The sequence below is a fragment of the Microcoleus sp. S13_C3 genome, assembly GCF_036700905.1.
Classification (GTDB): domain Bacteria; phylum Cyanobacteriota; class Cyanobacteriia; order Cyanobacteriales; family Microcoleaceae; genus Microcoleus.
This window is the reverse complement of sequence record NZ_JAUBPT010000022.1, coordinates 1-26,509: the sequence shown is the minus strand read 5'-3', so window position 1 is coordinate 26,509 and position 26,509 is coordinate 1. Positions and strand designations below refer to the sequence as shown.

Sequence of the window (26,509 nt, the reverse complement as noted above, 5' to 3'; positions counted from 1 at the left end):
TAGAACAACAGGCACAAACACACCTGATAGTAAGAGGAATAGACGATGACTAGCCAAAAAGTTCTGATTGTTTTAACCAGCCACGATACTCTCGGCGACACTGGTAAAGAAACGGGTTTTTATCTCCCAGAGGTGACGCATCCCTTGGACGCATTTACTAAAGCTGGATTAACGGTAGATTTTGTCAGCCCCAAAGGCGGTAAAGCTCCAATGGTTGGGGTTGATTTAGAAGATCCGCTAAATAAGGCTTTTTTAGAGGATTTGCAACAGGTGGCGCGAGTGGAAAATACTCTCAATCCTGCACAAATTGACCCCGCAGAATATGGCGCTATTTTCTACGCTGGGGGACACGGTACAATGTGGGATTTTGCCGATAACCAGGAACTTGCTGCGATTGCTGCTGCTATTTACGAAGCAGGTGGCATTGTGGGTGCTGTCTGTCACGGGCCGGCGGCGTTAGTTAATCTTAAGTTGTCGGATGGTGAATACCTGGTTGCAAATAAGACTGTGGCTGCTTTTACTAATGAAGAGGAAGCCGCTGTGGAACTGACTGAAATAGTGCCCTTTTTGCTGGAGGCGACATTAATTGAACGCGGCGCTAATTTTACGAAAGTTCCTAATTTTCAGGCTCATGTTGTCGCGAGCGAGAGGCTCGTCACAGGCCAAAATCCCGCTTCTGCAGCAGGTGTCGGTCACAAAATGGTAGAATTGCTCAAAAATAAGTAGGTCGCTCTAATTAAATGTAAAACGCTTTTCTATTAGATCCCCGACTTCTTTGAGAAGTCGGGGATCTGGGTATATCGATCTAACACCGACCCTTTTTGTATTCGGTTAACCGTACTCAAATAGCAACTGTGATCCGAGAACATTACTGCCAAATTTTCGTCTGTGATGCCAATGAAGTCGCGCTCGCTGTACGAGGATAAATTACTTATTTATGGGGGTATTAGTGACTTCCATTCATTCCCTGTAGGCAAAAATTAGGTATAATTGGTGAGTGCGTATGATGATAAAAGTTTAAAAAAAGAATAGCCAGGGAGGGAATAACCAAACCCCGATAGTGATGAGTCCTTACCCATCTAAAATCTAAAATCTAAAATCTAAAATCTAAAATTGTATGAGCTACATCAAGAAATTGACCGCAAAATAAAACAGCCCAATAAACAAGCCACTTGTTCTGATTCGTAAAGTAGCGAAACGAATAAGCTATTAGGGCATAATGTAGTTTTGAGCGAACAGGGTATGGAACTAAATTTACAGAAATTTTATAGCGCCTGCAATCCCAGCTACACCCTGGCAGTAGCAAATCAAGAAGACCGACAATACTATATCGATTTCTCATCAGTGCGGGGCGGCACGATCGTAGAACAATTGGAGCGCACCATCAGCCGTCTGTCCCCCGATGCACCTACCTGTCAACTATTCACCGGTCACATCGGCTCTGGTAAATCAACAGAATTGCTGCGGCTGCAAGCTCAATTGCAGCAACAAGGATTTCATGTTGTTTACTTTGAGTCGAGTAAAGACTTAGACATGGCAGATGTAGATATCACTGACATTTTGTTGAGCGTTGCTCGTCAGGTGAGCGAAAGCATTGAGAAAATGAAAATCAAGCTGCAACCGACGGGTTTTAAAGCTTTGCTCAAAGGGGTTGCTGATGTTTTTCAAACTCAAATAGACTTGAGCGCTGAAGCTAATGTCCCTGGTTTAGGGGAAATAAATGCCAGCACGGAGGGAGAATTTTCTCTGGCGTTGGGAATTGGCAAAATTACTGCTAAGGCGAAAGATGCTCCGAATCTGCGATCGGAGTTGAGGCAATATTTGGAGCCGCGAACTAACGTAATTTTAGATGCACTGAATAAGGAGTTGCTGGAGCCGGCTAATCAAGAACTCAAACGCCAGGGGAAACAAGGACTTGTAGTAATTATCGACAATCTCGATCGCATACACCTGTGCGCGAAACCGACGGGGCGACTGCAGCCGGAATACCTGTTTGTCGATCGCGGCGAACAGTTGGCAAGACTAAATTGCCACGTCGTGTATACAATTCCTTTGGTGCTGATTTTCTCTAACGATTTGGGCCAGTTGACCAATCGATTTGGGGTAGATCCGAAGGTTTTGCCGATGGTGCCGGTGCAGTTGAGCGACGGTTCTGAGTGCTCTGAGGGTGTGGAATTGCTGCGGCAGATGGTTCTGGCGCGTGCCTTTCCGACGGTGCATCCTTCGCAGCGCTATGCTTTGGTGGGCCAAGTTTTCGACTCTGCGGAAACTCTCGATCGCCTGTGTCGAGTCAGCGGGGGTCATGTCCGCAATTTGCTGCAACTACTGTATGGCTGTCTGCAGAAACAAGACCCTCCTCTGTCGCGGGAAACTTTGGAAAATGTGATCGTCCAGCGCCGCCACCAGCTTACTTTGGCGATCGAACCTGATGAGTGGCAATTGCTGCGCCAAGTATCCGCTACCAAAACTGTGAACGGGGAAACTAAATACCAAATATTGCTGCGGAGTCTCTGGGTGTTTGAATACCGTTACGGCGAGGATTACTGGTTTGATGTCAATCCGATTTTGGCTGACGCCAAAGAGTTTCGACAAACAGTTGACAGTTGACCGTTGACAGTTGACAGTTGACGGTTGACAGTTGACAGTTGACGGTTGAAATCGCTCTTCGGTCAAACGAAGTTCACTTCTAGCGGACTAAAGAATAAGGGCGTTATTGTAGCAGGATGTGCTATGAAAACTAACAAAAGTCAACAGTCAAAAGTCAACAGCATTGCCCGATCAACAGTCAACTCTCAACAGTCAACCGTTAACAGTCAACAGTCAACAGTCAACAGTCAACAGTCAACTAACAACAATGATTAAAGGCACTACTAAACTGTTGGGAGTAATTGGTCATCCCGTCGAACATTCTCTGTCGCCGGCGATGCACAATGCTGCTATTTCCCACTTGGGAGTCGATTTTGTTTATTTGCCGTTTCCAGTAAAACCAGAGGATTTAAAGGTTGCTCTTGCAGGATTTGCGGCGATCGGCGTTCGGGGATTTAGCATCACGATTCCGCACAAACAAGCAATCCTACCACTGTTGTCGGAAGTTTCCCCGATCGCCCGATCGATCGGCGCAGTCAATACCGTATACCTAACTGATAAAGGTTGGTGCGGCACAAATACTGACGTTGAAGGCTTTCTCGCGCCGCTGCAAACGGGGGGTTTTCAAACTTTCCAATCAGATTCAGATCCCCCTCGTAGGGCGGGCACGGGGGCACCGCCCCTACAAAGGGGGGAGAATTGTGTCAAAGTCCCCCTTCTTAAGGGGGATTTAGGGGGATCTCCGGGTTCCGATTGGAGTCAGAAAGTAGCAGTAATTTTGGGGAATGGCGGGGCTGCGAGAGCTGTTGTAGCTGGATGCGCTCAATTGGGATGTGCAGAGATTCACGTTGTCGGCCGCAACGAAAAAAATTTAGCGGAATTTCAGCAGAGTTGGGTCAATTCTCCGATGCCCGTGCATAATTTGCAGGTGCATACTTGGGATAATTTGTCAAGCTTAATCTCGCAGGCAGATTTGCTGGTGAACACGACGCCTGTGGGGATGTATCCGCAGGGGGAAAAGTCGCCGGTTGCGGCTGGTGCGCTCGATCGAATTTCAGCAGGTGCGATCGTCTATGATTTAATTTACACCCCTAATCCTACCCAGTTTCTCAAAGATGCACAGCTTAGGGGAGCGCGAGCTATTGACGGACTCGAAATGCTAGTTCAACAAGGAGCAGCCGCCTTAAAAATTTGGCTGGATCAAGAATCCGTCCCACTTGATGTGATGCGCCAAGCTTTACGTCAGCATTTAGGTCTAGATTAATGCCATTTCTTCAAAAAGTAGCTGTAGTTTTCATAATTCCTATAAGCAGGAATTTGAGGCCAAATTCGCGCTAAGCTGAGAATTAAAATATAGTTCCCCCGCCATTTATGAAATTTCGAGCTATCAGCCTTTTTTTTGCTACTTGCCTAATCGGAATTTTTAGTTTGGTATTCACTCCACCTGCTTGGGCTCTGACGCAGATTAAACTTTCCGACCTTTCTTATCGCGAATGTCCGGCCGAAATGGGAGAAGGAACAGTCACCAGCGGCAGTTCTATGGAAGCTACCTGCTTTTTGATTACTGGGAAAGCTGAAAATAGCACGGGCAAACCAGTTGTCAATGCCGATATTTTCGGCCGCATTTATGATGCTGACGACAATCCGGTGATGCAAAACCGGACTCGGTTGGGTTCTATAGAAGTAGTTCCTCCCGGAGTTAGCGATTTTCAGCTCAGAATTTCCGTTGCAGCCAATCAGAGAACACCTTTGAAGCTCAAGCAATTTAAAGCTACAGGTTTTACGGGCGTGGTTCGCCGCTAACGAAACTATTTGAGATTTTAGATTGCTGATTTGAGATTTTGGGTTGGCTGGCCGTGAAATTGCGATGCAGTTTGAGATTTTAGATTTGAGATTGTTTCTGGTTGGATGGGAATGATAAAGTCAAGGTCAATAATTCCACATTTCCCCACTCCCCACTCCCCACTCCCCATCATTCCGGTAACACCGGAATTGATAGGAGATTGTTGAGTGGCTGGCAATTTCTCATTTCTCATGTAAGATGAACTCCCCACCTTTTCAACCGGGGAGTTCATCTAAAAATGTCAAATCTAAAATTTAGTTGTCGGCAGCTAGGTCGGCAAAACAATTTACGCTCGATGCTGAAAAACTTAAGCTTTTCAAACTACAAGGATGTTTGCAAGCTGGTCAAAAGACCGATCAAGAATTCCGAGCCGAACTGCAGTACAAAAAACGCAATTAGTGGCGAAAAGTCAATCCCTCCCAAGGGGGGGATAATCGATCGGAATAGATTGAGGTAAGGGTCTGTTAACTGACTCAAAATCGAAAACGGGGGGTCGTACCAATTAATGTTAGGGAACCAGCTTAACAGCACCCGAATAATCATCAGGGCTACATAGATTTGCAGAAATGTGGACAGCGTGGTTGCCAAAAGGCCTATGGAAGAACTCATAAATTTTGCTTGTAGTTTGAGTAAAGTTTACAGACACTTTAACTTAAAGTTTAGCATAGGTGGGGGAGAGGGGGAGCATGAGGCTGTTTACGGGCGGGCTAGAAGAGTAACGGCCCAGAATAAAATTCACTCTTGGCTTCACAGGCCTTTCGGGCCTGTGAAGCGAGAATGGTGCAAGATGTCAGTAGCGCGCATCGATCGGCCCGACTAATCTAAAATTTTAAAGGGATTCAGGAGTCTTTGGCGGTCGAACCCTCGCTGCCGGGCGCCGGCGCATTCCCGTTTACGTCGCCGAGTTGCAGCCGCACGTCATCTATTGCCTGATTTAGCTGAGCAATTTTATCTTCTAAACTCAGCCTTGCTACTTCCATACTGTCGGCTTCGAGTTGACCGGCTTTCCTCTGGCGGATCTTTCTTGTCTTTGCTTCTGAAGGTTCACTCAGCAAAGCCTCCGCAGCGCGCCTCGATAGCACCGCCCCCAAAACTGCGCCGACTAGGCCACCAACCGCAGCCCCAGCAATAAATCCCCCTGTAAAACCGTCTCGATTGCTCATTACTCAACTCAACTGCGCTATATTTCCTTGATTTTTCTATTCTAACGAGACGAGGGGGCAGATTTTGCAACCATACAGCCGCTCCGATTCGAGATTTTAACCAAACCCGCACCTTGTATCTTAAAAGATTCAGTCGATTTAACTCTTTAACTCAGCCTTCACAAACTTTTGTTGGCATAATTGCCTCTCCACTAACGCTTTGGACTACCAAGATTAGCTTCAAGGTAAGAAAGAAAAGTTTTGAAATCTTCCTCTGATGCAAAAAAACGACGCGGAAACATATGAAATAACGCTTGAGAATGATACAGAAGAATTAGGTCTTTGCCAACTTTGTACTTGTGAAAATCAGACAAACGCATCCTCATAGTTCCATTTTCAGAGGTGCTTTCAATCATTTCGGGAGAGATCGCGGTTTGATATTCAACATGAAGTGTCTTCTGTTGTGCAAATATTCGACGCACCTTCCAAGGAATAACAGCAAATAGAATAAACGCATACAACAAACCCAAAAGGAATATAGGAGCAAAAGCACTAAAAGTAGTAGTCAAGGAGACTGATGAAGGCGCTGAAGCAACCAAAACAACTAAGCACAAACTCAACAAAGTAATGCCAAGATACTTTAACCAGGGGCTTGGTTGCATATGCAAATACTGTGCTTTAATGTAGTCTTCCGGTTTTAACTTACATTGTAAAGTAATCATTAGTTTAATTTTCCCTGATTGAAGACTTGGTAGTCTATCCAGAAGTTATACTCCTATTTTTGAAAGAAACAGAGCCATAAGTTTGTTTTACAGATGATTAGTCAGTTCCCCCAAACAATTTGTAAAATCCGCCCCTACAAGATTTGTGTTTCGCGCCTGCTTGTTTGATGACTCGATCAGTTGCCAGGATGAGCCAGAATGCCGACTTCTTGCCTGAAACGGATCATTTCCAAAGATCGATCGCCATAAAGATCTTCAATGTGTTCCAAGCAGCACTCGATCGCGAAATCGTTCAATTCAGTCGGCTCAACGCCGTACATATCCTGAAACACCTCTGAGTCTACCCGACAAAAGCGCGGTCGATCGGCATAAATTCCGCATTCTCGCGTCGCTCTGTCAAAATTGATACACCAACCGTCCTCTCCGACTAAGCTCAAATAGAGCGCTAATTCGTCTTCTGATAAATACTCGTCTAAGTCTGGGCGCTCTGTTGGGTCGAGGTAACAACAAGCACCGCACTGCTTTACGCAACGCCAAGTAGCCATAGTTTGATTTTAGATTTTAGATTTTAGATTTTAGATTTTAGATTCGGAGCATTATGTGGAAAATGCCAAACTTTAGGAGATTTGGGCTCTTCAAGTATATCAATTGCCAGCGCCGGGGACGGAGATCCCGAAGGGGCGGTTCGATTTTAGATTTGAGATTTGAGATTGGGGGGACTTTCCGGGAAGGGGCATCAAATCCCTGGTTTCCTGTGACTGAGAGGTCGATCGTAGTTTACATTTTGTTGAATTTTGTAAAGTTCCTTAAAAAATATGGTCGATCGCCCGGTAAAATCAGAAGCGGATTTTCTAATGCAACAATCTAGACTTAATCACTACAGTCAGGAGGACAAATGGACTTTATAACCGATCTTTTCAGTGGTATGGGTGGTGTAGACTACCAACTCATTGTTCAGGTAGCTTTACTCGCAGCCGTCGTGCTTTCTGGCCCGATCGTGATTTTTCTCTTGGCTGCTAAAGGCGGCGACCTGTAATTATAGCACGCTAGGCGGCGATCGATAGTTGGGAGTTTTGAGTTTTAAATTAGGCAAAATTCACAACGCTCGATCGCCAATTTTCGCTGCTGCACGAGATTTCCGATCAAATACCGAGTTATCCAATACCCAGGGCGTGTTTAGCAGTTTGAATCAAATTCTCAAAAAAAGGTAGAGATACATCCACTTCTCTAGCATCTTTGCGGGAGTTGCCTAACAAACCGATGTTTTGTCCGGGTGCGACAGCCAAAACTTGCCCTTGAGAGTTGCGAATTCTCAATTCTTCGATCGATCCTGCAGGAGACAGACTGCAAGAATAAGTGCGATCGCAATAATCAAACTCAACTTTTCCGAACCTCGGCAGCCTCGAAGTAGCAGCATTTGCCGGTAGCCGAGCGCCCAACAATTCTAACTCAACCGATGTCTTGCCATTAAAACTATTTTCCCGCAATCGGTAAGCAATATCAACCCGCCGAGGCAAAGGAAAATATTCCCCCCAACGCCAAGCAATCGCCTTCACACTAGCCGATACATTTCCATCTTGACTTGCAGTTAGTTTAACGTGACCTCCTTTACCCACAATTTTCTGTTCAGTTATGCAAACATTAGGCGTCCAAAATACAGGAGCCTTATTTTCAATCCCGCAAGGTTCCAGAGCATCAATTTGTCGGTAAAGGTCAAGATTAATCTCAGCCAAATCCGCTCGCACGTCAACTGAAACCAGCGGTTTTAAGTGTTCCGGCTGCAAACATTGATTGGCAAAAATTGACAGTTGATTGCGGAATTGTTCGAGATTCTGGGCCGGCATCGAAAAACCGCCAGCCGCTTTGTGTCCGCCAAATTTAGTTAATAAATCCGCGCAAAAATTCAGCCCGTCAAATACATTAAACTCAGGAATTCCCCTCGCCGAACCCCTGATAATTTTAGCGGGCGGGCACGGGGGCACGGAGGAGGATGAGGTTGTAGGGGCGGTGCCCCCGTGCCCGCCCTCATCCTCAAAAGTACCAATAAACACAGGTACGCCGTAGCGTTCCACTAACCGAGAAGCTACAATCCCGATCACCCCGTGGTGCCAACCCGGTTGCACCACAACTAAAACTCGTTCTTGCTGCAAGTCTAGCTCACTTTTCTCGCACCAAGCAATGGCTTCTTGCTCAATTTCTTGGCACAACTCCTGCCTGCGCTGATTGATTTGTTCGCACTGCATCGCGTTTTTGAGAGCTAATTCGCGATCGTCCGTAGTCAGCAACTCTATCACAATTTGAGGATCAGCCAGCCGCCCCACAGCATTAATCCGGGGCCCAAGTCGAAAACCAATATCTTCAGGCTTTAAGGAATTTTGAGTAGGGGCGGTGCCCCCGTGCCCGCCCTTGAGTTTTGAGTTGAGAATAGATGAACTTTCCGCACTTCCCGGCTGCACTCCAGCCACCTGAATCAAAGCCTGAATACCAGCCAATTGCGAGTGAGGCAACAGCCGCAAACCCCGCTTCACCCAGCGCCGATTAACTCCTGTCAAAGGCGCTAAATCCGCAATAGTTCCTAAAGTAAATAACTCCAGCAGCGGATTCACCAACCCCCCAACTTTCTGCATATCAATCGCCAAAGTAATAGCCAAAACATAAGCAACGCCTACGCCAGCTAAACCGCGATAAGGTGAAGATTCCGCAATTAATTTCGGGTTGAGAATAGCATCTGCCGGCGGCAGTTTTGGGGGTAAATCGTGGTGGTCTGTAATAATAACTTTGACACCGAGTTCTCGCGCTCTGGCAACCGGGCCGTAGGCTGCAATTCCGTTGTCAACCGTGAGAATGAGAGCGACACCTTCGGAGTGAAATTCTTCTACAATGCGATCGTTAATCCCATAACCTTCTCGCATCCGGCTCGGAATAGCATAATCCACATTCGCCCCCAGAGTCCTGAGAGCTCGCAGCAACAAAGCCGTGCTCGTCATCCCGTCAGCATCGTAGTCGCCGCAAATCGCAATTTTTTGCCCTCCCGAAATCGCCTCCCGCAACAATTTGACACTCGCAGCCAAATCGGGAAACTCATCTTTTGGTGGGGGCAAAACCAGAGATTCCGGTTCGATAAACCCTTGGACTTCTTTAAGCGAATCGATTCCCCGGTTAATCAGTACCTGTGCCAGCAAGGGCGACAAACCGATTTCAGTGGCAAACTGTTCGGCTTGCTGTGGTTGAGGCGAATAAATTTGCCACCGTTGGTTTGGCAATCGGTGAAAATGCGGGGGCACAGATGTCGGTAGCTCTTGCACGGAAGCTGAGGTTTAAAGATACATGATTAATCTTACCGAATTAAGTCACTGCGTCAATCAATTGTAGATTTTAGATTTTAGATTTTAGATTGATGCTGATGAGTTTTTTGGGTAAAATCCAAAGGTTGTTTGTAGGAAAGCTTTTTTCGGAAGCTCTCACCGCACCCCAAGAGGGATACAAGCCCTGACAGCAGTCGTGAAGACCAAAAAATTTTAGACTCTAGTTCAAACCCCCCAGATTTATCTGTGGAGTCAGTCTAAAATCTCGAATCTCAAATCGACTGGCGGGAACCGCAGAACTAAGTGTAGCAGGCGTTTGCGCTGCCCGCCCTAGGGGACAGACTACTAATTTAATGAGGAGACTTGCATGAGTGGCGATCGACCGCCTTGGTTTAAAAGTGCATTACAGGTTCGGGTGTCTGTGATTCCGTCAATTTGGCCCCGCGTTTTGCTGTGCGGTGGCTTTGGAGTTTTTATTTCCCTGCTGCACTTTTTTAAGTTGCCGGTTTCCTTGCCAACTTTGTCGAGTATTGTACCGAGTATTGTCCTGGGTTTACTGTTAGTTTTTCGGACAAATACAGCCTACGACAGATTTTGGGAAGGTCGAAAAGCTTGGGGTACTTTAATCAACAACGTCCGCAATTTGGCGCGCCAAATCTGGGTAGCAATTGAGGAAAAAGACCCGCAGGATATCCAACTCAAAAAGTCAGCCCTGCGCCTGTTACCTGCCTTTGCAGTGGCGATGAAACTGCACTTGCGGCAAGAATCAGTAAATCCAGAATTAGAGCCGTTAATGTCCTCCGCGCAGTACCAACATCTCAAATCGATGCACAATCCCCCGTTAGAAATTGCCTTTTGGATTGAGGATTACTTGCACGATCAGTACGAGCGCAATTGCCTCGATGTCTATCAGTTAACTGGTATGAAGGACTTGATCAACTCTATGATTGATGTATTAGGCGGCTGCGAGCGGATTTTGAAGACGCCTATCCCTTTGGCTTACGCGATTCACCTGAAACAACTATTGTTGCTTTACTGTTTGGCATTGCCCTTTCAAATGGTGCAAGATTTGGCTTGGGGAACCGGCCCAGTTGTGGCTTTAATTAGTTTTACTTTGTTCGGCATCGAAGAAATCGGCATTGAAATAGAAAATCCCTTCGGGCACGATACCAATGATTTGCCTTTGACCAATATTTGTGCTACCATGCAGCGCAATATCGACGATTTAATTTCTTTATCTCCTAGCATTCACGAGCGCGTGAAAGATAAGTAGAGTCATTCGATTTTAGATTTTAGATTTTAGATTTTAGATTGGTATATAAAAGATAAAATCTAAAATCTTCTGGTTAATTTTGAACAATCAACCGCATTAACCCAGGCAAGACTAACAATAAAGGCGTCAGCCAATCTCCCCGCCGCACGTACAAAGTCCGACGATTTTAGATTTTAGATTGGTATCGAAAATCTAAAATCGTATAACCGACGGGTTAATTTCTAACAATTAACCGCATTAACCCAGCCAATACTAACAATACAGGCGTCAGCCAATCTCCCCACCGCACGTACAAAGTCCGAGTTTGCCGCCGATAAATAGTAGCATCTCGGACTTCATAGGTATTAATTCCAGACTTCCAAACCGTCTCGCCGCGAGGATTTACAAAAGCAGAGTAACCCGTATTAGTTGCGATAACTGCCCATCTATCCGTCTCAATTGCCCGCATCACATCTAGAGCGTGATGTTGAGCCAACATTGGGGGTTTGTAATGGGCATTGTTGGAAGCTGTGATCATAAATTCGCCTCCCTTCGCCGCCTGATATCGAAAAATTTCAGCAAACGCCGAATCGTAACAAATTCCGACAATGGCGCGACCAAACGGCGTATCAAACAATTGTTGAGAATTGCCGGCTACTAAATGAGCATCTAAGGGGGAAAGCCGATTAATAATCCCGCCTAAAATTTCGTAAAAAGGGATATATTCGCCTAAAGGCACTAGCTTTAGTTTATCGTAGCGACCGACAATTTCTCCAGTGCGATCGATCGCCAATAAGCTGTTAGTGATACTATTCTCTTGCTGTCCGAATCCTCCAACCCAAGCCACAACGCCGCGTTCGAGAATAGCTTTGTAAAAGGAAAGAGTAGAACGCTGATACTCGTTTGTCCAGATAAAAGGCAAAGCCGTCTCTGGAATTAACACAGCATCGACTTTCCTGTCGGCTAACTGTTTGTATCCAGTGGTGTAACCTTCCAAAGCGCGCCCCCAACCCGCTGAGTCAAACTTAATCTCGTTAGGAATATTGCCTTGAATAATGCCAATCTTTAAAGCGGTTGCAGCTTCTTGATTCAATGGGCGGTTGTATAAGCTCCATCCTGCAATATGCAAAACTAAACACAAACTCGCAGGCAAAATATAAGGAATCCACTTCTTTCTTCTGACTTCTTCTTTCTGACTTCTTCCTTCGAGCCAAGTTTCGGCGATTAAGCCATTTACTGCTACAATAGCGGCTGTTACTGCGCTGGGCCCGGAGAGTTGACCGAGGTGCAATATTGCTAAATTGTGCGGGCTTTGGGTATATGATAGGGATGTCCACCACAGCGAACCTGTACTCCAAATACTTTCTAAGGCGCACCACAAAGCTGTGCCAATTAAAACGCGAATCACAGGCAAGATGCCTGTGCCACTAATTTTTTGGGGAATCACAGGCAAGATGCCTGTGCCACTAATTTTTTGGGGAATCACAGGCAAGATGCCTGTGCCACTAATTTTTTCGGAAATCACAGGCAAGATGCCTGTGCCACTAATTTTTTGGGAAATCAGAGGCAAGATGCCTGTGCCACTAATTTTGGAAATTGCGATCGCAAATAGCCACGCCCAAACGGCGACTAAGGCTGCTCCCCAGAGGGTGATGAATGCCCAGCAAAAAAGTGCGATCGCCAAACTCGGCCACCAAGGAACTCCCAACCAAGTCATCGGGTGAATTCCCATAATCCAAGATAAGGCTAATCCGTGATAGCCAATTCCCCACAGTGAAGGAAGAAGGAAGTTCGGCAACGGATTCTGTAACGGATGTAACGGATGGATTTTGAGGAAAGAAGGAAGAAAGAGAAATTTTTGTTTTTGTTGTTCTATTTTTGGCTTTTGATAACTGACAACCAAAACCCACAGCGGAGCTAATGCTACCCAAGCCAATAGCCAAGCATTTACTGGTGCGGTTGTCAATGCCATCAAAATGCCGCTGAAAAGTGCGATCGCCCAGGCTAATGTTTTGGATTTATGAACCACGAGTTTTTCAAATTTGTGCCTGTTAAATATCGCCACTTTGATGATTGCCAAAAATAATAATTCTTAATCAATATATCAGATCGATCGGGAAGAAGGAAGCTCGGAAACGCGCAGTGTACGAGATTTAATAGATTTAACGGATTCAACTGAGAAGTTGCACCATTCTCAATAAGCTTTTTATGAACAGGCAAGATGCCTGTTCCACAAGAAAATTCACTCTTTGTGGAACAGGCATCTTGCCTGTTCCTGAGAATGGTGCAAGATGTGATATTTAACGGATTTAACAGAAAAAAATCTATCAAATTATACTTGCTCAAACAAAAAGCGCCCCTATTTCTAGGAGCGCTTTTTGTTAATCAAAAGCTAAATTTAGCCGTTGATGGAAGGAGCAACCAAAGCTACGGGAGTTGTTTCACCGGCCGCCAAGTCGAGGGGGAAGTTGTGAGCGTTGCGCTCGTGCATTACTTCCATACCCAAGTTAGCGCGGTTGATGACATCAGCCCAAGTGTTGATGACGCGACCTTGCGAGTCGATAATCGATTGGTTGAAGTTGAAACCGTTCAAGTTGAAGGCCATCGTGGAAATACCCAAAGAGGTAAACCAGATACCGACAACTGGCCATGCACCTAACAAGAAGTGCAAAGAACGGCTGTTGTTAAAGCTCGCGTATTGGAAGATTAACCGACCGAAGTAGCCGTGGGCTGCAACGATGTTGTAGGTTTCTTCTTCCTGACCGAATTTGTAACCGTAGTTCAAAGATTCAGTTTCGGTTGTTTCGCGAACCAAAGAAGATGTTACCAAGGAACCGTGCATGGCGGAGAACAGAGCACCGCCGAAGACACCAGCAACTCCCAACATGTGGAAGGGGTGCATCAGGATGTTGTGCTCGGCTTGGAACACGATCATGAAGTTGAAGGTGCCGCTGATACCCAAGGGCATACCGTCAGAAAAACTGCCTTGTCCGATCGGGTAGATCAAGAATACTGCGGTTGCTGCTGCAACAGGTGCAGAGTAAGCGACGCAGATCCAAGGACGCATACCTAAGCGGTAGGACAATTCCCATTCACGACCCATGTAGCAGAAAATGCCAATCAGGAAGTGAAATACTACCAATTGGTAGGGGCCGCCGTTGTACAACCACTCATCGAGGGAAGCTGCTTCCCAGATGGGATAGAAGTGCAAGCCTATAGCATTCGATGAAGGAACAACAGCACCAGTAATGATGTTGTTGCCGTACATCAAGGAACCTGCAACTGGTTCGCGGATGCCGTCGATGTCCACTGGAGGAGCAGCGATGAAGGCGATGATGTAGCAGATGGTGGCACTCAGCAAGGTAGGAATCATCAAGACGCCGAACCAACCGATGTAAATCCGGTTTTCAGTGCTAGTTACCCACTCGCAGAACCGTTCCCAAACGTTGCCGCTTTCGCGACGCTGTACGGTTGTTGTCATTTGGTTTATGATGGCTTAATTGAATTTTCAAGGTTCGTTGTGGGGATGCCCCACGCTTATATTAGTAACACCATTCACTCTAGTTTGCCAAGGGATTACTGCTGACAATTTAAAGATTTTACAAACATTTACAAAAACTGGATTATTGGTAAATATTTGTAGTTTTTTACAAAGCAATATTACCCACATAACAGGTTAAATATAGCGACCTGAAGAACTGAATCTATTAGCTGTAGATGGGTTCAGCAGTTTTAGCAAATTATTTTTTTCAGGTCGATTCTCTTTCTGTTTAAATATCTGTTAATTACGTCTGGGGTAGAGAATTTTTAATATTTATTCACATATACCCTGTGGATTCTGCGAGGGAAAATTTTTATCTGGAGAATAGTGAAAACCGGGTTTCTAGTGCGATCGGGCTGCATTCTCAATCAGAGCCAATCAACCGGGTTTATTGACGAAAAAAGAAACCCGGTTTCTGAGGCGCTGGGCAATAGAAATCAACCGGGTTTCTGAGGATGAGTCCGCAAGTTGTGCGTAAAAATTAGCCTTTAGCCTGGGGGCCACTTCATCTGCCGTCCGCCGAGAATGTGAAGGTGCAGGTGGTCTACAGTTTGGCCGCCGTCGCTGCCGCTATTAATGACGACGCGATAGCCGTTGCTAAGTCCGAGTTGTTCTGCTACCCGCTTGACAGTCAGCAGCAAGTGTCCCATGAGAGCATGATCTTCAGACTCGGCATCGGCTAATTTGGCAATAGGCTGTTTGGGGATGACGAGGATGTGGACGGGTGCTTGCGGATGGATATCTCGGAACGCGAGGGCCAAGTCGTCCTCATAAACGATGTCTGCGGGAATCTCTTTGCGGATGATTTTGCTGAAAAGCGTTTCTTGAGTTGTCATGGGTTGTTAACGAAGTTCGGCAACGGATTGTGTAACGGATGTAACGGATTTAACGGATGGAGTTTGACGGAAGAGGGCAGAAGGAAGAGGGCAGAAGGCGGAAGGGAGAAGGGGAAGTGGGAAGAGGGAAGACTCAGCAGGAGAGAGGGAAGAGGAGAAAAAGAAGAGGCAAGGAAAAGTTTTTCTCGCCTCTCCCGATATTCATTAGTCATTGTTAATCATAATAGATGATGAATCAAGGACAGGCAAATTAAGGATAAAGAAAAATGCTTGCTAGGGTTTGGAGTGCATCGATCGTTGGAATTGACGCGGTAAAGGTGGGTGTTGAGGCTGATGTGTCAGGGGGGCTACCGAAAATCGTCGTTGTGGGGTTGCCCGATTCTGCGGTGCAAGAAGCTAAAGAAAGGGTTAAGGCTACGCTAAAAAATTCTGGATATGCTTTTCCGATGCGGAGTATTGTGATTAATTTGACTCCGGCGGATTTGCGGAAGGAAGGGCCGAGTTTTGATTTGCCGATCGCCATTGGCATTTTAGCAGCATCAGAACAAGTCAGCGCTCAACTTTTGGGAGATTATTTGTTTTTAGGGGAACTTTCTTTAGATGGGAGTTTGCGCCCTGTGGCTGGGGTTTTGCCGATCGCCGCTGCTGCTCAAAGAATGGGTATTTCGGGGTTGGTTGTACCGGCTGGTAACGCGCAAGAAGCGGCTTTGGTGCACGGAATATCTGTTTATGGTTTTGAGAATATTTTTGCAGTTACTGATTTTTTGAACAATCCTGAAGTTTATTCGCCTGTAGAAGTAAACGGTAGAGAAGAGTTAGCCAAAACCCGGTTTTCTGGTCTAGATTTAAAGGATGTAAAGGGGCAAATTCACGCGCGGCGGGCTTTGGAAATTGCGGCGGCGGGGGGACACAATTTAATTTTTGTGGGGCCGCCAGGGAGCGGTAAGACGATGTTGGCGAGGCGTTTGCCGGGTATTTTGCCGCCGCTGACTTTTGATGAAGCTTTGGATGTAACTCAGATTCATTCGGTGGCGGGGTTGCTGAAGGATAAGGGAAGCTTGGTGGGCGATCGACCTTTTCGCAGTCCTCACCATTCGGCATCCGGCCCTTCTTTGGTAGGTGGCGGCAGTTTTCCGCGTCCGGGCGAAATTTCTTTAGCACATCGTGGCATTCTTTTTTTGGATGAATTAACTGAGTTTAAAAGAGATGTTTTGGAGTTTTTGCGACAACCGCTGGAAGATGGTTATGTGACGATTTCTCGGACGAGACAATCGGTGATGTTTCCGGCGCAATTCACTTTAGTTGCAAGTACGAATCCTTGTGCTTGCGGTTATTACGGCGATTCGATTCAACAGTGTACTTGTTCGCCGCAAAAGAGGGAGCAATATTGGGCTAAACTTTCGGGGCCTTTGATGGATCGGATTGATTTGCAAGTGGCCGTAAATCGTTTGAAACCCGAGGAAATTACGCGACAGCCGACGGGGGAGGAGTCGGAACCTGTGCGGGTGAGGGTGCAGCGGGCGCGAGAACTCGCAACTCGCCGTTTTCAGTCGGAATCTAGTTTGCGCTGTAATGCCCAGATGCAAAGCAGTCACATTAATAAATGGTGTCAGTTGGATGATGCTTCTCGGAATTTATTGGAGATGGCGATTCGGAAGTTGGGGCTGTCGGCGAGGGGGAGCGATCGCATTTTGAAGGTTGCTAGAACTATTGCTGATTTGTCGGGGGATGAAAGCTTGAAAACGAATCATGTGGCGGAGGCGGTGCAGTATCGGACGATCGATCGGATGCAGTAAGTCAATCGATTTTAGATTTTAGATTTTAGATTTTAGATTTTAGAGGCGACCCCACGGATAAATGCTCTTTCTTGAGGATTTTCGATTTTCGATTTGGGATTGATTCCACGGATAAATCACGTGGGGGGTACGATCAAGAAATTCTTGGTCAGCAACGGCTCAAAAGACACAATCCCCCGATCCCCGACTTCTTAAAAAAGTTGGGAATATAACAGTTGATTCGGCGATTGAAATCACTTCTAAACATACGAAGTCCCAGCAGAGGGGGACTAAGGGATTAAGCGGGTATTTAAGGTCGATTGATGTTGTCCAATTATTTAATTGAGCCACTGAAACCCCCCGATTTTCCCATGTTTATTATCTGATTTTGTGCTGCATGGTGCCAGGATCACTGGTGACAGTTGTGTAAGTTCTGTTTGTGTTAGATTGGGGGAGGCGACAGCAAACCAAGGCAGCAGTTAAAGTGGCGATAGGAAGCTTTAGACCAACTGCCCGAAAGCTAATCAACTCAATTGTATCAGCGCAAATATCAAGAGGTTTATCAGCACGTCTAGGAATCTTATTCTGAGGCTACACGCAGTATTTAGACCACTGCAGCTTGAAGCTGGTGTCAATGCCACCCACCCACAGCTTTTGTCAAAAACCCATCATAATTTCATCAAAAATTCATCAAGTTTATACCCAGTTTATGTCATTTTTACTGTAATTTATGATACCGATCGCCCAAGTTGCCCGAAGATCCACAACGGCAGAATTTTTAATATTTAATTTCTCGCTCTCTCTCTCCCTCGCTCTCCCTCGCTCTGCCTCGCTCTTCCTCTTTCTCTCGCCCCCTCTCCCTGTTTCACCCTAAAATTTGAAATTTTTGAGTGACGAATTATGGCACGATCGCAGCGCGTTTTGATACCATGCAATCAAACGCAAGACAATCAGGGAATGCACTGGAGGTGTGTAAATGGAGCTTTTCGCAGAACAAAAACGGTGCTTGGATTGCTTGGTAAGCTCGATCGAGCAATTGGGAGGTCGAGTAGACATTCCAAAGCTCGAGCAGATAGCAGAGCTAATTATTCAAACGATGAGAGGGCCTTGGCGCTACTTTCACACGTCGGAACACATTTTTGAGGTTGGGGGGTCAGTCGATCCGATCGAGGTGCTGGCTGCGCTGTTTCACGACCTCGTGTACGTGCAAGTCGATCAGGGCGTTAGTTTCAATATTAGCAGCGCCCTTTGTCCTTTTGTCAAAGAGGTGCGATCGCAGTTAGTTATTAGAAATGAAACCGAACTGCCCGACGATGCCATGTATCACCTAGTGGCCTCAGTATTTGGGTTTATTCCCGGCAAGACTCTCTCTCCGTTTGGCGGCCAAAACGAATTTTTGAGTGCCGTTATTGCTGCCAAATCTTTGGAGCCTTTTTTGCCACCTAGTACGATCGCCGAAATCGCCGCTTGCATCGAAGCTACTATTCCTTTTCGTCCCGTTTCGCCCAGCGGTTTGAGTGCGATCGAACTTTTGCACCAGCGTTTGGCAAGTGCGAATCGCGATTTTAACTTGGGATGGAGCTATGCAGAAATTGTAGAAATTGTCAAGCGTTCTGTCAGGTTAGCCAATAGAGATGTCGAGAATTTTGCCTCTCCCAATTCCTCTAATTTTTTAGACAATACCTGGAATTTGATGCCAGAAACCAACCACGAATTGACCAATGTTAATTCCTATACTGTTGCCGGATATCGCAGGTCTCTGCAAAAAATGGAAGGATTTTTGAACTTCCTCAAACCCGAACTGGTTTTCCAGCAGTTTATGCAAGAGCCGGACGAGGAAACCTACGCTAACCTGATTGCCCGAACTCGCAAAAATATCGAAGTTGCTAAACTTTATCTGGGGGTAAAGCTAATTACCATCGCCATTTTAGAAGCTCTTTCCTACCGTTTGGGGCGCGATATTCCGCTTTCAACTATGATGGGAGAATTACGCACACCAGGATTTAAAACCTCGGTTTTGGAGGATTACTTGCCCAACAGACAGAGCGCCTACCCCTTAGACAGTCAGTTGCAAAGAGAAGTGTTAGACCTGCTAGAAATAGGACGCAATCAAGAATCGCGCTATGATATTAAAAACTCCCCGGTTTCTACGTTTATTATCAAATCTATCGGCTTTGCTGAAACAGAAAACTTTTTGAAGAAAGCTCAAGAGTTTTTTGCAGATCCTAGTTCTTCGGAAGAGTTTCTCTCTTACTGCGCTCCCGATGTCATCGAGACCATCACCTCCGGCGTGATGAAACTCTTTGACAGCAGGAAGACGGCTTTAGGGAAAGTTAAATTAGTTCACCAAACAGTTTCTTAGGATAGGTTGGCACACTCTTAAAAGGTTTTCCACCGCAGAAACCAGGTTTCTTGAGTTCAGCCACAATGTCCGGTTAGTCTGAGATGTTGCACCATTCTCGCTTAACAGGCTTTCCGGCCTGTTTCACAAAGAATGAGTTTTCTTTTCTTGTGGGGAGTAGGTTTTGGGCAGGAGATCCCGCCTATAGCAGGCTAATTGAGAATGGTGCCAGATTTCAGTTTAAACCATAAAAAAAAGTCCTCTTTAACTAATATGTTGCACCATTCTCAATAATCCTTTTTTGGGCGGGCTAGAAGCCCAACCCCTACTCCCCACAAGCAAATCTACTCTTTGTGGAACAGGCCGGAAAGCCTGTTCTTGAGACTGGTGCCAGATATCAGCTTTAAAGGACTTGAGCTATCAGTCTGGGGTTTGAACCCCAGGCTGACTAATTCGACATCCAACTTCTATTGCGGTGAACCAGTCGCACCCTCTGCGCCGGAGTTGCTATCAGGTACAACCGTATCCGTAGGATTAGAATCGCTCCGGCTTTCGGTATTAGTGTCGCCGCTGGTACCTGCTCCAGGAGCGCCCTCACCTTGAGTTGGAGATGGAGTAGCTGAACTCTCAGGTGCAGCAGTTGGCGGAGTGGAAGCTGGCTCCCTCTGCGAATTCGGAACCGTAGTATTGGTATTATTTGACGGCGAAGATGGAGACGGCGCTGCTTGCTGATCGGGTGCATCTTGCTGCTGTGAATTTGGAATTGTAATATTGATATTGGGAGCCGGACTTGCTTGAGGAGCCGGAGTTGCCTTTTGAGCTGGACTTGGTTGAGGACTCGGCGTACCCTTTTGAACTGGAGATGGTTGAACCGGAACCGGAACAATCTTTTGAATGATCGTTTTTTCTCTCTCTATAGTCCGAGTCGGAGCTGGTGTTGCTGAGGGCTGATTCGCTTTCGGTACAACAATCACAGGAGCAGCAGTAGGAGTAGGAGCCTCCTCACCCCGACTGAAGTAATATACACTGCCCAGAACTAAGCCTACCAAAGAAGTAAGAAGAATCCCTAACAGTAACCCGCGACCAGCATTCTCGTTATCGCGGACTTCTTGGACTCCAAGTTGGCGGTGGTTTTCGGCAATTTCACCCTGTACATAACCTTGGTGATGAGCTGCTTCTTTAGAAGCCTTCGCAGTTGTACTCGGAACACTTGTAGTGGTTCGCGTTGTACTGACGTGACCGTTAGTTGCATCGGTGTGAACTTCTTGATGAATTTCACGGCTAGAACTATTTTCTTCGTTAGGTTTCATAATTATCTTCGCCACAACTCTTCAAAAAATATTTGTCTGTAGGAGATGCTCTGGTTTGAAAACTTGAGCTAAGCTGTTGAGCATTTGAATCACTTATTTCAACTCACTGTCAAGATTCAGACAAGATTCACGTGTAAACGTTGGGCGTTTTTCTCATACCCAGTTTAAATGCTTAACAGCTTTCTGCTTCGGGAGTTTAGAGAACTTTTGGTTTTTCCTTCATTTGTATCCAATCTAACTCGCCAATATATTAACCAGGCTCTACCCCCAGAGTGATTGCCCAAGTCTCCAAAGGAATAGGATTAGCCGGACTTCAACAAAGAATACCCGCTAAATGAGTTATTTATAATGCTTGCTGTGCAAGCATATAGCAAGCCTTGCAGGAGTAGTAAAAATTTTACTACTCCTGCAACGCTTGCTATATTTATAAAGCCAGTTTGTGCTTGAAATTTGTTCAAGTCCGGTTAGATAACCACAATTAAGTTTTTAGTAGTAAAGACAAGTTTTTTCTCATCTATCAAGAGAGGATAGTCGTACTCACTACCAACAAGCTTGATTACGGGATATTAACCGGACAGGAGCCTTACTAACAACTGAATTTTTTTTATTCTGTTCTTTCAATGATGATGGTCATGTGAGCGACTAATGCACCTATCGCTCCTACTGCTGCAATGACGGGAAACAATGCCGCACCGATGACTCCACCAACTACTCCCACCGTCAAAGGAACTTCTACTAAGATCCGTCCCTCTTCATTTTTGATAATGATGCGGCGGATATTTCCTTCGTGAATCAGTTCTTTAACTTTAGCAACCAAATCGTCTCCGTTAATTTTTACCTCCTCGACGCTAACTTTTTCCTGAGTATAAGTAGGGGTTTCTAAAGGAGTCGTTTCAAAATTAACGTCATTAACTTTTTGGGACGAAACTTTTTCAGATACAGGTATTGATTCGAGTTCTCTTGTCCCGACTGGTTCTTGTTCGCGATCTGTAGGTGTGTCCATTTTTTGTTCTCCTTTTAGGTAAAAGTATTTTTGTATAGAATTATATTAAAATATAACACGCAACTTTTTTTCTATCAATCATTCTTTTGGGTGATATTGCTGGGGGTGCTATGGTGCTTTTCTCTATTGAGATTTGACGGTGAGAGTCTAAACTCCTTCCTCAGTGGGCGTTAGCGGCCGACTTCCCTTGTGCCGTTTAGTTAACTGTCTGCTTCTAACCCTCGCGCCACCTAACCCTTGGAAAACTTCCAATCCAGACAACGAAAGGATGAGAGCGACTTTCACACTCTCACAGACTGAGGCTCAACAGGTGTACAGGTTGAAATACTGACATTGTACTGAAAGTACGATCGCCCCGCCGTGTATACAGTTACCACCTCTAGTTCGGGAAACCGCACATGGAAACCGTCGCTTACTTTCCTCCAATGTCATTTCAATTTAGCTCAGTGCGATCGCCCAACCAAACCCCACCCCCCGATGTTCCTCAAATCAACATCTTAGAGTTTCTAATGAGAATTGCCTAAAATCAAGGGGGAGGAGAAGAAATAATGATCGAAATATTACCGCAACCAAACCAACTTCCTCAAATTGAAGTTGAAGTTGGGGAAAAGTCGGGTAAAATAGAATTATTTTTTCTGCTTCCTCTTGATTCTCCGTGTCGGATTTGCCAGCGACAGAATTTGAATCTCAAGTTGGTGGCCCGACGGTACTTTTCTGGAAACTTTTAAGGCACATCAAGCGGATGTGTGGAATGTGAGTTTTAGCTGCGATCGCACAACTTTAGCATCTGCCGGGAAAAATTTCGTCGGTGAGGCTTTGGAGTGTCGATGCGGCTAAAGTATAATCTGCCGAACTTGACAAATTGCTCGCAATCGGCTGTCCCTGGCTGGAAGACTACCTACAATACAATCTTCGGGTTGAGTGCGGCATTTGTGCAAAAAAACTGACAATTGAGATTAATTGGCAATTGCCGGAAACCTGTTTTGCCTGAATTTTAAAATCGGGCGATCTGCTGCTGATTTGTCGCTATTCTTGTCTTATTGTAATATAATTTTACGCAAGGGGTAATACGAAATGTACTGCCACAGTTCGCAGATGTCTATCCATCTGAACCAAGTTAATGTCATCAAACATTAAAAATAGTTATGACTGTTATATTCGGATTAGCAAAATCTTGGATATATAAAATTTACTACATAGTCAAGTTTCAAAGGGGTGTCTGCTGCTAAATCAATCTAACCTGCAATATCGTTTCGGGGGACACCAGCACGATTTAAGACAAAAAAAATCCTGCTGAATTAACGGGATTCCAGGGAGCAGACGGAAGTTGATGACTAAGCTATAAAAAGAGTTGAAAAGGCCGTCTAAATAGTAGGCAAGACTCCAGCAGCCAACCGCAACTGCCAATTACCAAAGGAGGGAGCAGTGTATGAAACTGACGGGTTGAGTCCCCTAAAATCGCCGCTTGGTTTGCGATCGACTCTACAGGAATTAACCCTGTACGACTTTTTCCTAGAATCTGAGTGTCAGGGGGACGAAGTTGCTAAAATTTTTCAAGCAAACCCTTTAGTTCCGGGCATCATCATCACTCAGCAAGGAAAGTTTATAGGGATGATTTCGCGGCGGCGTTATTTTGAACACATGAGCCGCCCCTACAGCTTGGAGTTATTTTCTCAACAGCCTTTGTTCATACTCTACCGCTTTACTAAAACGGATATGTTGGTTCTCGATCGCGAAACCTCAATTATGACAGCAGTGCGGCAGTCTTTGGAGCGATCGCCCGAATTAATCCACGAACCAATTGTAGTACAAGTAGAACCGGAAACTTACAAACTTTTAGACGTACACCAACTGCTGCTTTCTCAGTTGCAAATTCACGAGTTATCAACCGTGGCGATGCGAGAGTCGCAAGCGCAATTGAGACATCAAGCCCAACAGCTCGAACTTGCCCTGCTGGAACTTCAGCGCACTCAAACTCAACTAATTCAAACAGAGAAAATGTCTTCTTTGGGGCAGTTAGTAGCAGGAGTAGCTCACGAAATCAACAATCCGATCGGCTTTATCTACAGCAATTTGCACCACGCTAAAGAGTACACGCAAGCTTTAATGCAGATGCTTGACATCTACCGACAGCACTGTCCCGAGCCCATCGCAGCAATTGAAGCGGAAGCAGAAAAAATCGAACTCGATTATTTGCTAGAAGACTTGCCGCAAGTCTTAAATTCTATGCAGCAAGGTGCAGAAAGAGTGCGCGACATCGTTTTGTCGCTGCGGAATTTTTGCAGATTAGACGAAGCTGAAATGAAGCAGGTCAACATTCACGACGGTATCAACAACACGATTATGCTGTTGCAAAGCCAGCTTAAAGCGAAACCGGGACAGGAGGCGATCGAAATTCACAAAGAATACAGCGAATTGCCGCTGGTGCAGTGCTATCCCGGACAGCTAAATCAGGTTTTTATGAATATTTTACTTAATGCAATTTACGCTCTTGTTGAGTCTAATACATACGAAAATGTAGATAAAAACAACCAAAAAAAGTCGCACTTATGCGACCCAAATCAGTCTTGTACAACGACTCAATCATCAGTTTCTAACTCTACCCGCCTGATTCCTACGATTCTGATTCGCACCGAGTTAATTGAGAAAAAAAAGGTAATAATTAAAATTTCTGACAACGGCCCTGGGATGACAGAAGATGTTCGGAAGCGGTTGTTTGACCCTTTCTTTACTACTAAGCCGGTCGGCCAAGGAACGGGTTTGGGACTGTCGATTAGCTATGAAATTGTTGTCAACCAACACGGCGGCGCATTGAAGTGCTTTTCGGAACCGGGAAAAGGAGCAGAATTTGCGATCGAAATTCCGCTTCAACAGTCTTCCCTAGCACAGATTTTGCCTCGCTTTGCGTGATATAGCAGAAGGAAGTTCGGCAACGGATTTTGTAACGGATGTAACGGATGTAACGGATGTCAGTCCGAAGGAAGTCTGAAGAAGGAAGAAGGAAGAAGGAAGAAGGAAGGAGCAATAAAAGTTAGGGACTCGGCTGTTGAAACCGCTTCTTGTCAAATTTTGGTTCCTCTGGCTTGAGACTAAAGAATAAAGCCCGTCGGCTACCGCGAACCTTTGCAAACCCACTTCCACAAAGGATGACTCGGCCCCTGTTGGCGAATGCGGCGAACTTGTTGTTCCAAACCCTGTTTTTCCCGCAGGGGCAATCCTCGCACCATATTGCGACTTTGCCAAGTTAGCACTGCTAAAGTCATTCCCAAGCACAAACCCAAACCGAGAGTCGGCCAACGATTAAAAGATAAACCGTAGCGCACCGCCGCCCAAGTGAAGTGTTCTAACCACAAAGCGATTTCGCGGCGCAAACCCCAAATGCTCAAAGAACCGACGCTAATCCACAGCACTATCACTGTTAACCAGCGGCCGTAAACTGTTAGTTTGTGAAGCCTTTGGACTTCAATTTCAAAAGTTTGGTCAGTAGTCATTTGTTATTTGTTATTTGTTATATTATGTCCGGTCGATTACCCCTAATACGGTAGGGGCGGGTTCACGAAAAATATCTGCCAATAATTGACAATCTCAAAAACCCGCCCTTTTAATCGCTCGATTCGACATGATATTATTTGTCATTTGTCATTTGCCATTTATCATTGGTGATTGATTATTGATGATTTATTATTAGTCAGTCAACAGTCAACAGTTAACCGTCACCAGTTAACCGTCAACAGTCAATTAAACTTCCTCTGACTGGTTGATTCCTTCTGCGGGGACGGGGATAGAGTGGCCGGTGCGACTGCGCCACCAAGCTAGCAGCGTGCTGGCAATGAAAATACTCGAATACGCACCCGCAATAAAGCCGACAATCAATGCTAAAGCAAAGTATTTGAGGGTTTCGCCGCCAAACAAAAAGATTGAAAACAATGTCAGCAGCGTTGTCATCGTCGTGTTAATTGACCTTCCCAGCGTCTGCATGACCGCATCATCGACAATTTGATCGATCGACTGTCCCGGATTTAGCTTGATTACTTCGCGCACGCGATCGTAAATTACCACTGTATCGTTAACAGAAAAACCGATAATTGTCAAGATTGCCACTACAAATAAACTGTCAACTTCCACACCTTGAACTAAACCTAAAATTGAGAAAATACCCACAGTAATGAACACGTCGTGAAACAGAGCTACAAAAGCAAAAAAGGCATAATCTAACTGAAATCGGAATGTCAGGTAAATAGTAATTCCAGCAAAGGAAAGAAATACAGCCAACAATCCCGAAGTAAATAATTGTTTACCGAGGGTAGGCCCAACCGTATCAATTTGAGTAGATTTCGGGGCAAAAGCGCCTATTTTATCGTTCAATGCTGTTTGCAACTTAGTACGTTGTTCGACATCCAAAGTTTTCGTGCGTAGCGACAAACCGCGCTGTTCTTTGCCGATAACTTGAATGCTGCTGCCTGCCAAACCTTGGGCGTCCAGGACTTCGCGGACAGCAGCAAGATCGATGGGTTTACAATTTTCCGGTTTCGTGCAGTCGAGCTCAAATTGCAGGCGAGTGCCGCCGACAAAATCTAAACTTGGGCGCAGCGGTGCCCGGATGTCGGGACGACTCCAAGAAATCGCCATCGACACTATACCTGCGAGGATTATAGCGGCGGAAATACTCCACCAGATCGATCGCTGTTTGATTACACTGAATTTCATAATTTGAAGGAAGAAGGAAGTTTGGCAACGAGCAATATACGCGATGTAACGGAAGGAAAAAGTTAGTTAAAAAACAGTCAACAGTCAACAGTCAACAGTCAACAGTCAACAGTCAACAGTCAACAGTCAACAGTCAACAGTCAACA

At 45.6% G+C, this 26,509-nt stretch carries 25 protein-coding genes; 12 read left to right on the top strand and 13 right to left on the bottom strand.

Annotated features, from left to right (window positions below):
• Positions 1–45 precede the first annotated feature (45 nt).
• From QUA16_RS08940 to QUA16_RS08920, 5 genes are all read left to right on the top strand, one after another.
• Positions 46–726, top strand: coding sequence for a type 1 glutamine amidotransferase domain-containing protein (locus QUA16_RS08940; protein WP_333102774.1), 681 nt, complete (start codon positions 46–48; stop codon positions 724–726).
• 516 nt (positions 727–1,242) lie between these two features.
• Positions 1,243–2,607 carry a P-loop NTPase fold protein gene (locus QUA16_RS08935; RefSeq protein WP_333102773.1) on the top strand — a complete coding sequence of 455 codons (1,365 nt, stop codon included), beginning with the start codon at positions 1,243–1,245 and terminating at the stop codon, positions 2,605–2,607.
• Positions 2,608–2,730: 123 nt separating this feature from the next.
• Positions 2,731–2,862 (top strand): hypothetical protein, encoded by a 132-nt coding sequence (locus tag QUA16_RS08930; protein ID WP_333181099.1) that lies wholly within the window; start codon positions 2,731–2,733, stop codon positions 2,860–2,862.
• Positions 2,855–3,850, top strand: a complete 996-nt coding sequence (locus QUA16_RS08925; RefSeq protein WP_333102830.1) for a shikimate dehydrogenase — start codon at positions 2,855–2,857, stop codon at positions 3,848–3,850. Before QUA16_RS08930 ends, QUA16_RS08925 begins: the two co-directional genes overlap by 8 nt.
• Before the next feature lie 107 nt (positions 3,851–3,957).
• A complete protein-coding gene (locus QUA16_RS08920; protein ID WP_333102772.1) occupies positions 3,958–4,389 on the top strand; it encodes a hypothetical protein in 432 nt (143 codons plus the stop codon).
• A 17-nt stretch (positions 4,390–4,406) separates the two neighbouring features.
• On the opposite strand, the gene QUA16_RS08915 is transcribed toward QUA16_RS08920, so the two are convergent.
• The 5 genes from QUA16_RS08915 to QUA16_RS08895 form a co-directional block, all read right to left on the bottom strand.
• Positions 4,407–4,661, bottom strand: a complete 255-nt coding sequence (locus QUA16_RS08915) for a hypothetical protein (RefSeq protein WP_333102771.1) — start codon at positions 4,659–4,661, stop codon at positions 4,407–4,409.
• 89 nt (positions 4,662–4,750) lie between these two features.
• A complete protein-coding gene (locus tag QUA16_RS08910) occupies positions 4,751–5,038 on the bottom strand; it encodes a YggT family protein (RefSeq protein ID WP_333102770.1) in 288 nt (95 codons plus the stop codon).
• Positions 5,039–5,268: 230 nt separating this feature from the next.
• Positions 5,269–5,592, bottom strand: coding sequence for a hypothetical protein (locus QUA16_RS08905; protein ID WP_333102769.1), 324 nt, complete (start codon positions 5,590–5,592; stop codon positions 5,269–5,271).
• A gap of 191 nt (positions 5,593–5,783) precedes the next feature.
• Entirely contained in the window at positions 5,784–6,293 is a 510-nt protein-coding gene (locus tag QUA16_RS08900; RefSeq protein ID WP_333102768.1) for a YcxB family protein, read from the bottom strand.
• Positions 6,294–6,469: 176 nt separating this feature from the next.
• Complete coding sequence (locus tag QUA16_RS08895; RefSeq protein ID WP_333102767.1) at positions 6,470–6,838, bottom strand: YkgJ family cysteine cluster protein; 369 nt, start codon at positions 6,836–6,838, stop codon at positions 6,470–6,472.
• 350 nt (positions 6,839–7,188) lie between these two features.
• Between QUA16_RS08895 and psb30 the strand changes: the two genes are divergently transcribed.
• Positions 7,189–7,329: a photosystem II reaction center protein Ycf12/Psb30 gene (gene psb30, locus QUA16_RS08890; RefSeq protein WP_333054512.1), complete on the top strand. Its 141-nt coding sequence runs from the start codon at positions 7,189–7,191 to the stop codon at positions 7,327–7,329.
• Between the two features lie 118 nt (positions 7,330–7,447).
• On the opposite strand, the gene QUA16_RS08885 is transcribed toward psb30, so the two are convergent.
• Entirely contained in the window at positions 7,448–9,598 is a 2,151-nt protein-coding gene (locus tag QUA16_RS08885) for a DHH family phosphoesterase (RefSeq protein WP_333102766.1), read from the bottom strand.
• 367 nt (positions 9,599–9,965) lie between these two features.
• Here QUA16_RS08885 and QUA16_RS08880 point away from each other — a divergent pair, with 367 nt between their 5' ends.
• Positions 9,966–10,871: a bestrophin family ion channel gene (locus QUA16_RS08880; protein WP_333102765.1), complete on the top strand. Its 906-nt coding sequence runs from the start codon at positions 9,966–9,968 to the stop codon at positions 10,869–10,871.
• 214 nt (positions 10,872–11,085) lie between these two features.
• Here the strand turns inward: QUA16_RS08880 and lnt are convergent, their stop codons facing one another.
• From lnt to QUA16_RS08865, 3 genes are all read right to left on the bottom strand, one after another.
• Positions 11,086–12,582 (bottom strand): apolipoprotein N-acyltransferase, encoded by a 1,497-nt coding sequence (lnt, locus tag QUA16_RS08875; RefSeq protein WP_445252152.1) that lies wholly within the window; start codon positions 12,580–12,582, stop codon positions 11,086–11,088.
• 666 nt (positions 12,583–13,248) lie between these two features.
• On the bottom strand, positions 13,249–14,331 hold the full coding sequence (psbA, locus tag QUA16_RS08870) for a photosystem II q(b) protein (protein ID WP_333102764.1): 1,083 nt from the start codon (positions 14,329–14,331) through the stop codon (positions 13,249–13,251).
• Between the two features lie 548 nt (positions 14,332–14,879).
• Positions 14,880–15,227, bottom strand: a complete 348-nt coding sequence (locus QUA16_RS08865) for a histidine triad nucleotide-binding protein (RefSeq protein WP_172188364.1) — start codon at positions 15,225–15,227, stop codon at positions 14,880–14,882.
• 266 nt (positions 15,228–15,493) lie between these two features.
• On the opposite strand from QUA16_RS08865, the gene QUA16_RS08860 reads away from it, so the two are divergent.
• Entirely contained in the window at positions 15,494–17,023 is a 1,530-nt protein-coding gene (locus QUA16_RS08860) for a YifB family Mg chelatase-like AAA ATPase (protein ID WP_333102763.1), read from the top strand.
• 955 nt (positions 17,024–17,978) lie between these two features.
• Positions 17,979–19,364 carry a hypothetical protein gene (locus QUA16_RS08855; protein ID WP_333102762.1) on the top strand — a complete coding sequence of 462 codons (1,386 nt, stop codon included), beginning with the start codon at positions 17,979–17,981 and terminating at the stop codon, positions 19,362–19,364.
• A 446-nt stretch (positions 19,365–19,810) separates the two neighbouring features.
• Here QUA16_RS08855 and QUA16_RS08850 read toward each other — a convergent pair whose 3' ends face one another.
• Both QUA16_RS08850 and QUA16_RS08845 read right to left on the bottom strand, forming a co-directional pair.
• A complete protein-coding gene (locus tag QUA16_RS08850; RefSeq protein WP_333102761.1) occupies positions 19,811–20,653 on the bottom strand; it encodes a hypothetical protein in 843 nt (280 codons plus the stop codon).
• Positions 20,654–21,257: 604 nt separating this feature from the next.
• Positions 21,258–21,656: a DUF4342 domain-containing protein gene (locus tag QUA16_RS08845; protein WP_333102759.1), complete on the bottom strand. Its 399-nt coding sequence runs from the start codon at positions 21,654–21,656 to the stop codon at positions 21,258–21,260.
• 398 nt (positions 21,657–22,054) lie between these two features.
• Between QUA16_RS08845 and QUA16_RS08840 the strand changes: the two genes are divergently transcribed.
• The 3 genes from QUA16_RS08840 (at position 22,055) to QUA16_RS08830 (ending at position 24,566) form a co-directional block, all read left to right on the top strand.
• Complete coding sequence (locus tag QUA16_RS08840) at positions 22,055–22,180, top strand: hypothetical protein (protein ID WP_333102758.1); 126 nt, start codon at positions 22,055–22,057, stop codon at positions 22,178–22,180.
• 24 nt (positions 22,181–22,204) lie between these two features.
• Positions 22,205–22,384 carry a hypothetical protein gene (locus QUA16_RS08835; RefSeq protein WP_333102756.1) on the top strand — a complete coding sequence of 60 codons (180 nt, stop codon included), beginning with the start codon at positions 22,205–22,207 and terminating at the stop codon, positions 22,382–22,384.
• 697 nt (positions 22,385–23,081) lie between these two features.
• On the top strand, positions 23,082–24,566 hold the full coding sequence (locus QUA16_RS08830; protein WP_333102755.1) for an ATP-binding protein: 1,485 nt from the start codon (positions 23,082–23,084) through the stop codon (positions 24,564–24,566).
• A gap of 200 nt (positions 24,567–24,766) precedes the next feature.
• Here the strand turns inward: QUA16_RS08830 and QUA16_RS08825 are convergent, their stop codons facing one another.
• Together QUA16_RS08825 and secF are read right to left on the bottom strand one after the other, a co-directional pair.
• The gene (locus tag QUA16_RS08825; protein ID WP_333102754.1) at positions 24,767–25,147 is read right to left on the bottom strand and encodes a hypothetical protein; all 381 of its coding nucleotides are present in this window, start codon (positions 25,145–25,147) and stop codon (positions 24,767–24,769) included.
• A gap of 247 nt (positions 25,148–25,394) precedes the next feature.
• On the bottom strand, positions 25,395–26,363 hold the full coding sequence (gene secF / locus QUA16_RS08820) for a protein translocase subunit SecF (protein WP_333102753.1): 969 nt from the start codon (positions 26,361–26,363) through the stop codon (positions 25,395–25,397).
• Between the last annotated feature and the right edge of the window lie 146 nt (positions 26,364–26,509).

What these genes read in the sequence shown, in the direction of transcription:
- psbA (WP_333102764.1), bottom strand. Translation starts at nt 14,331, where the DNA reads ATGACAACAACCGTACAGCGTCGCGAAAGCGGCAACGTTTGGGAACGG.
- QUA16_RS08905 (WP_333102769.1), bottom strand. Translation starts at nt 5,592, where the DNA reads ATGAGCAATCGAGACGGTTTTACAGGGGGATTTATTGCTGGGGCTGCG.
- QUA16_RS08925 (WP_333102830.1), top strand. Translation starts at nt 2,855, where the DNA reads ATGATTAAAGGCACTACTAAACTGTTGGGAGTAATTGGTCATCCCGTC.
- QUA16_RS08915 (WP_333102771.1), bottom strand. Translation starts at nt 4,661, where the DNA reads ATGAACTCCCCGGTTGAAAAGGTGGGGAGTTCATCTTACATGAGAAAT.
- QUA16_RS08865 (WP_172188364.1), bottom strand. Translation starts at nt 15,227, where the DNA reads ATGACAACTCAAGAAACGCTTTTCAGCAAAATCATCCGCAAAGAGATT.
- QUA16_RS08880 (WP_333102765.1), top strand. Translation starts at nt 9,966, where the DNA reads ATGAGTGGCGATCGACCGCCTTGGTTTAAAAGTGCATTACAGGTTCGG.
- lnt (WP_445252152.1), bottom strand. Translation starts at nt 12,582, where the DNA reads ATGGGAATTCACCCGATGACTTGGTTGGGAGTTCCTTGGTGGCCGAGT.
- QUA16_RS08855 (WP_333102762.1), top strand. Translation starts at nt 17,979, where the DNA reads ATGGAGCTTTTCGCAGAACAAAAACGGTGCTTGGATTGCTTGGTAAGC.
- QUA16_RS08850 (WP_333102761.1), bottom strand. Translation starts at nt 20,653, where the DNA reads ATGAAACCTAACGAAGAAAATAGTTCTAGCCGTGAAATTCATCAAGAA.
- QUA16_RS08825 (WP_333102754.1), bottom strand. Translation starts at nt 25,147, where the DNA reads ATGACTACTGACCAAACTTTTGAAATTGAAGTCCAAAGGCTTCACAAA.
- QUA16_RS08920 (WP_333102772.1), top strand. Translation starts at nt 3,958, where the DNA reads ATGAAATTTCGAGCTATCAGCCTTTTTTTTGCTACTTGCCTAATCGGA.
- QUA16_RS08910 (WP_333102770.1), bottom strand. Translation starts at nt 5,038, where the DNA reads ATGAGTTCTTCCATAGGCCTTTTGGCAACCACGCTGTCCACATTTCTG.
- secF (WP_333102753.1), bottom strand. Translation starts at nt 26,363, where the DNA reads ATGAAATTCAGTGTAATCAAACAGCGATCGATCTGGTGGAGTATTTCC.
- QUA16_RS08845 (WP_333102759.1), bottom strand. Translation starts at nt 21,656, where the DNA reads ATGGACACACCTACAGATCGCGAACAAGAACCAGTCGGGACAAGAGAA.
- QUA16_RS08935 (WP_333102773.1), top strand. Translation starts at nt 1,243, where the DNA reads ATGGAACTAAATTTACAGAAATTTTATAGCGCCTGCAATCCCAGCTAC.
- QUA16_RS08895 (WP_333102767.1), bottom strand. Translation starts at nt 6,838, where the DNA reads ATGGCTACTTGGCGTTGCGTAAAGCAGTGCGGTGCTTGTTGTTACCTC.
- QUA16_RS08900 (WP_333102768.1), bottom strand. Translation starts at nt 6,293, where the DNA reads ATGATTACTTTACAATGTAAGTTAAAACCGGAAGACTACATTAAAGCA.
- QUA16_RS08860 (WP_333102763.1), top strand. Translation starts at nt 15,494, where the DNA reads ATGCTTGCTAGGGTTTGGAGTGCATCGATCGTTGGAATTGACGCGGTA.
- psb30 (WP_333054512.1), top strand. Translation starts at nt 7,189, where the DNA reads ATGGACTTTATAACCGATCTTTTCAGTGGTATGGGTGGTGTAGACTAC.
- QUA16_RS08835 (WP_333102756.1), top strand. Translation starts at nt 22,205, where the DNA reads ATGATCGAAATATTACCGCAACCAAACCAACTTCCTCAAATTGAAGTT.
- QUA16_RS08940 (WP_333102774.1), top strand. Translation starts at nt 46, where the DNA reads ATGACTAGCCAAAAAGTTCTGATTGTTTTAACCAGCCACGATACTCTC.
- QUA16_RS08840 (WP_333102758.1), top strand. Translation starts at nt 22,055, where the DNA reads ATGGAAACCGTCGCTTACTTTCCTCCAATGTCATTTCAATTTAGCTCA.
- QUA16_RS08930 (WP_333181099.1), top strand. Translation starts at nt 2,731, where the DNA reads ATGAAAACTAACAAAAGTCAACAGTCAAAAGTCAACAGCATTGCCCGA.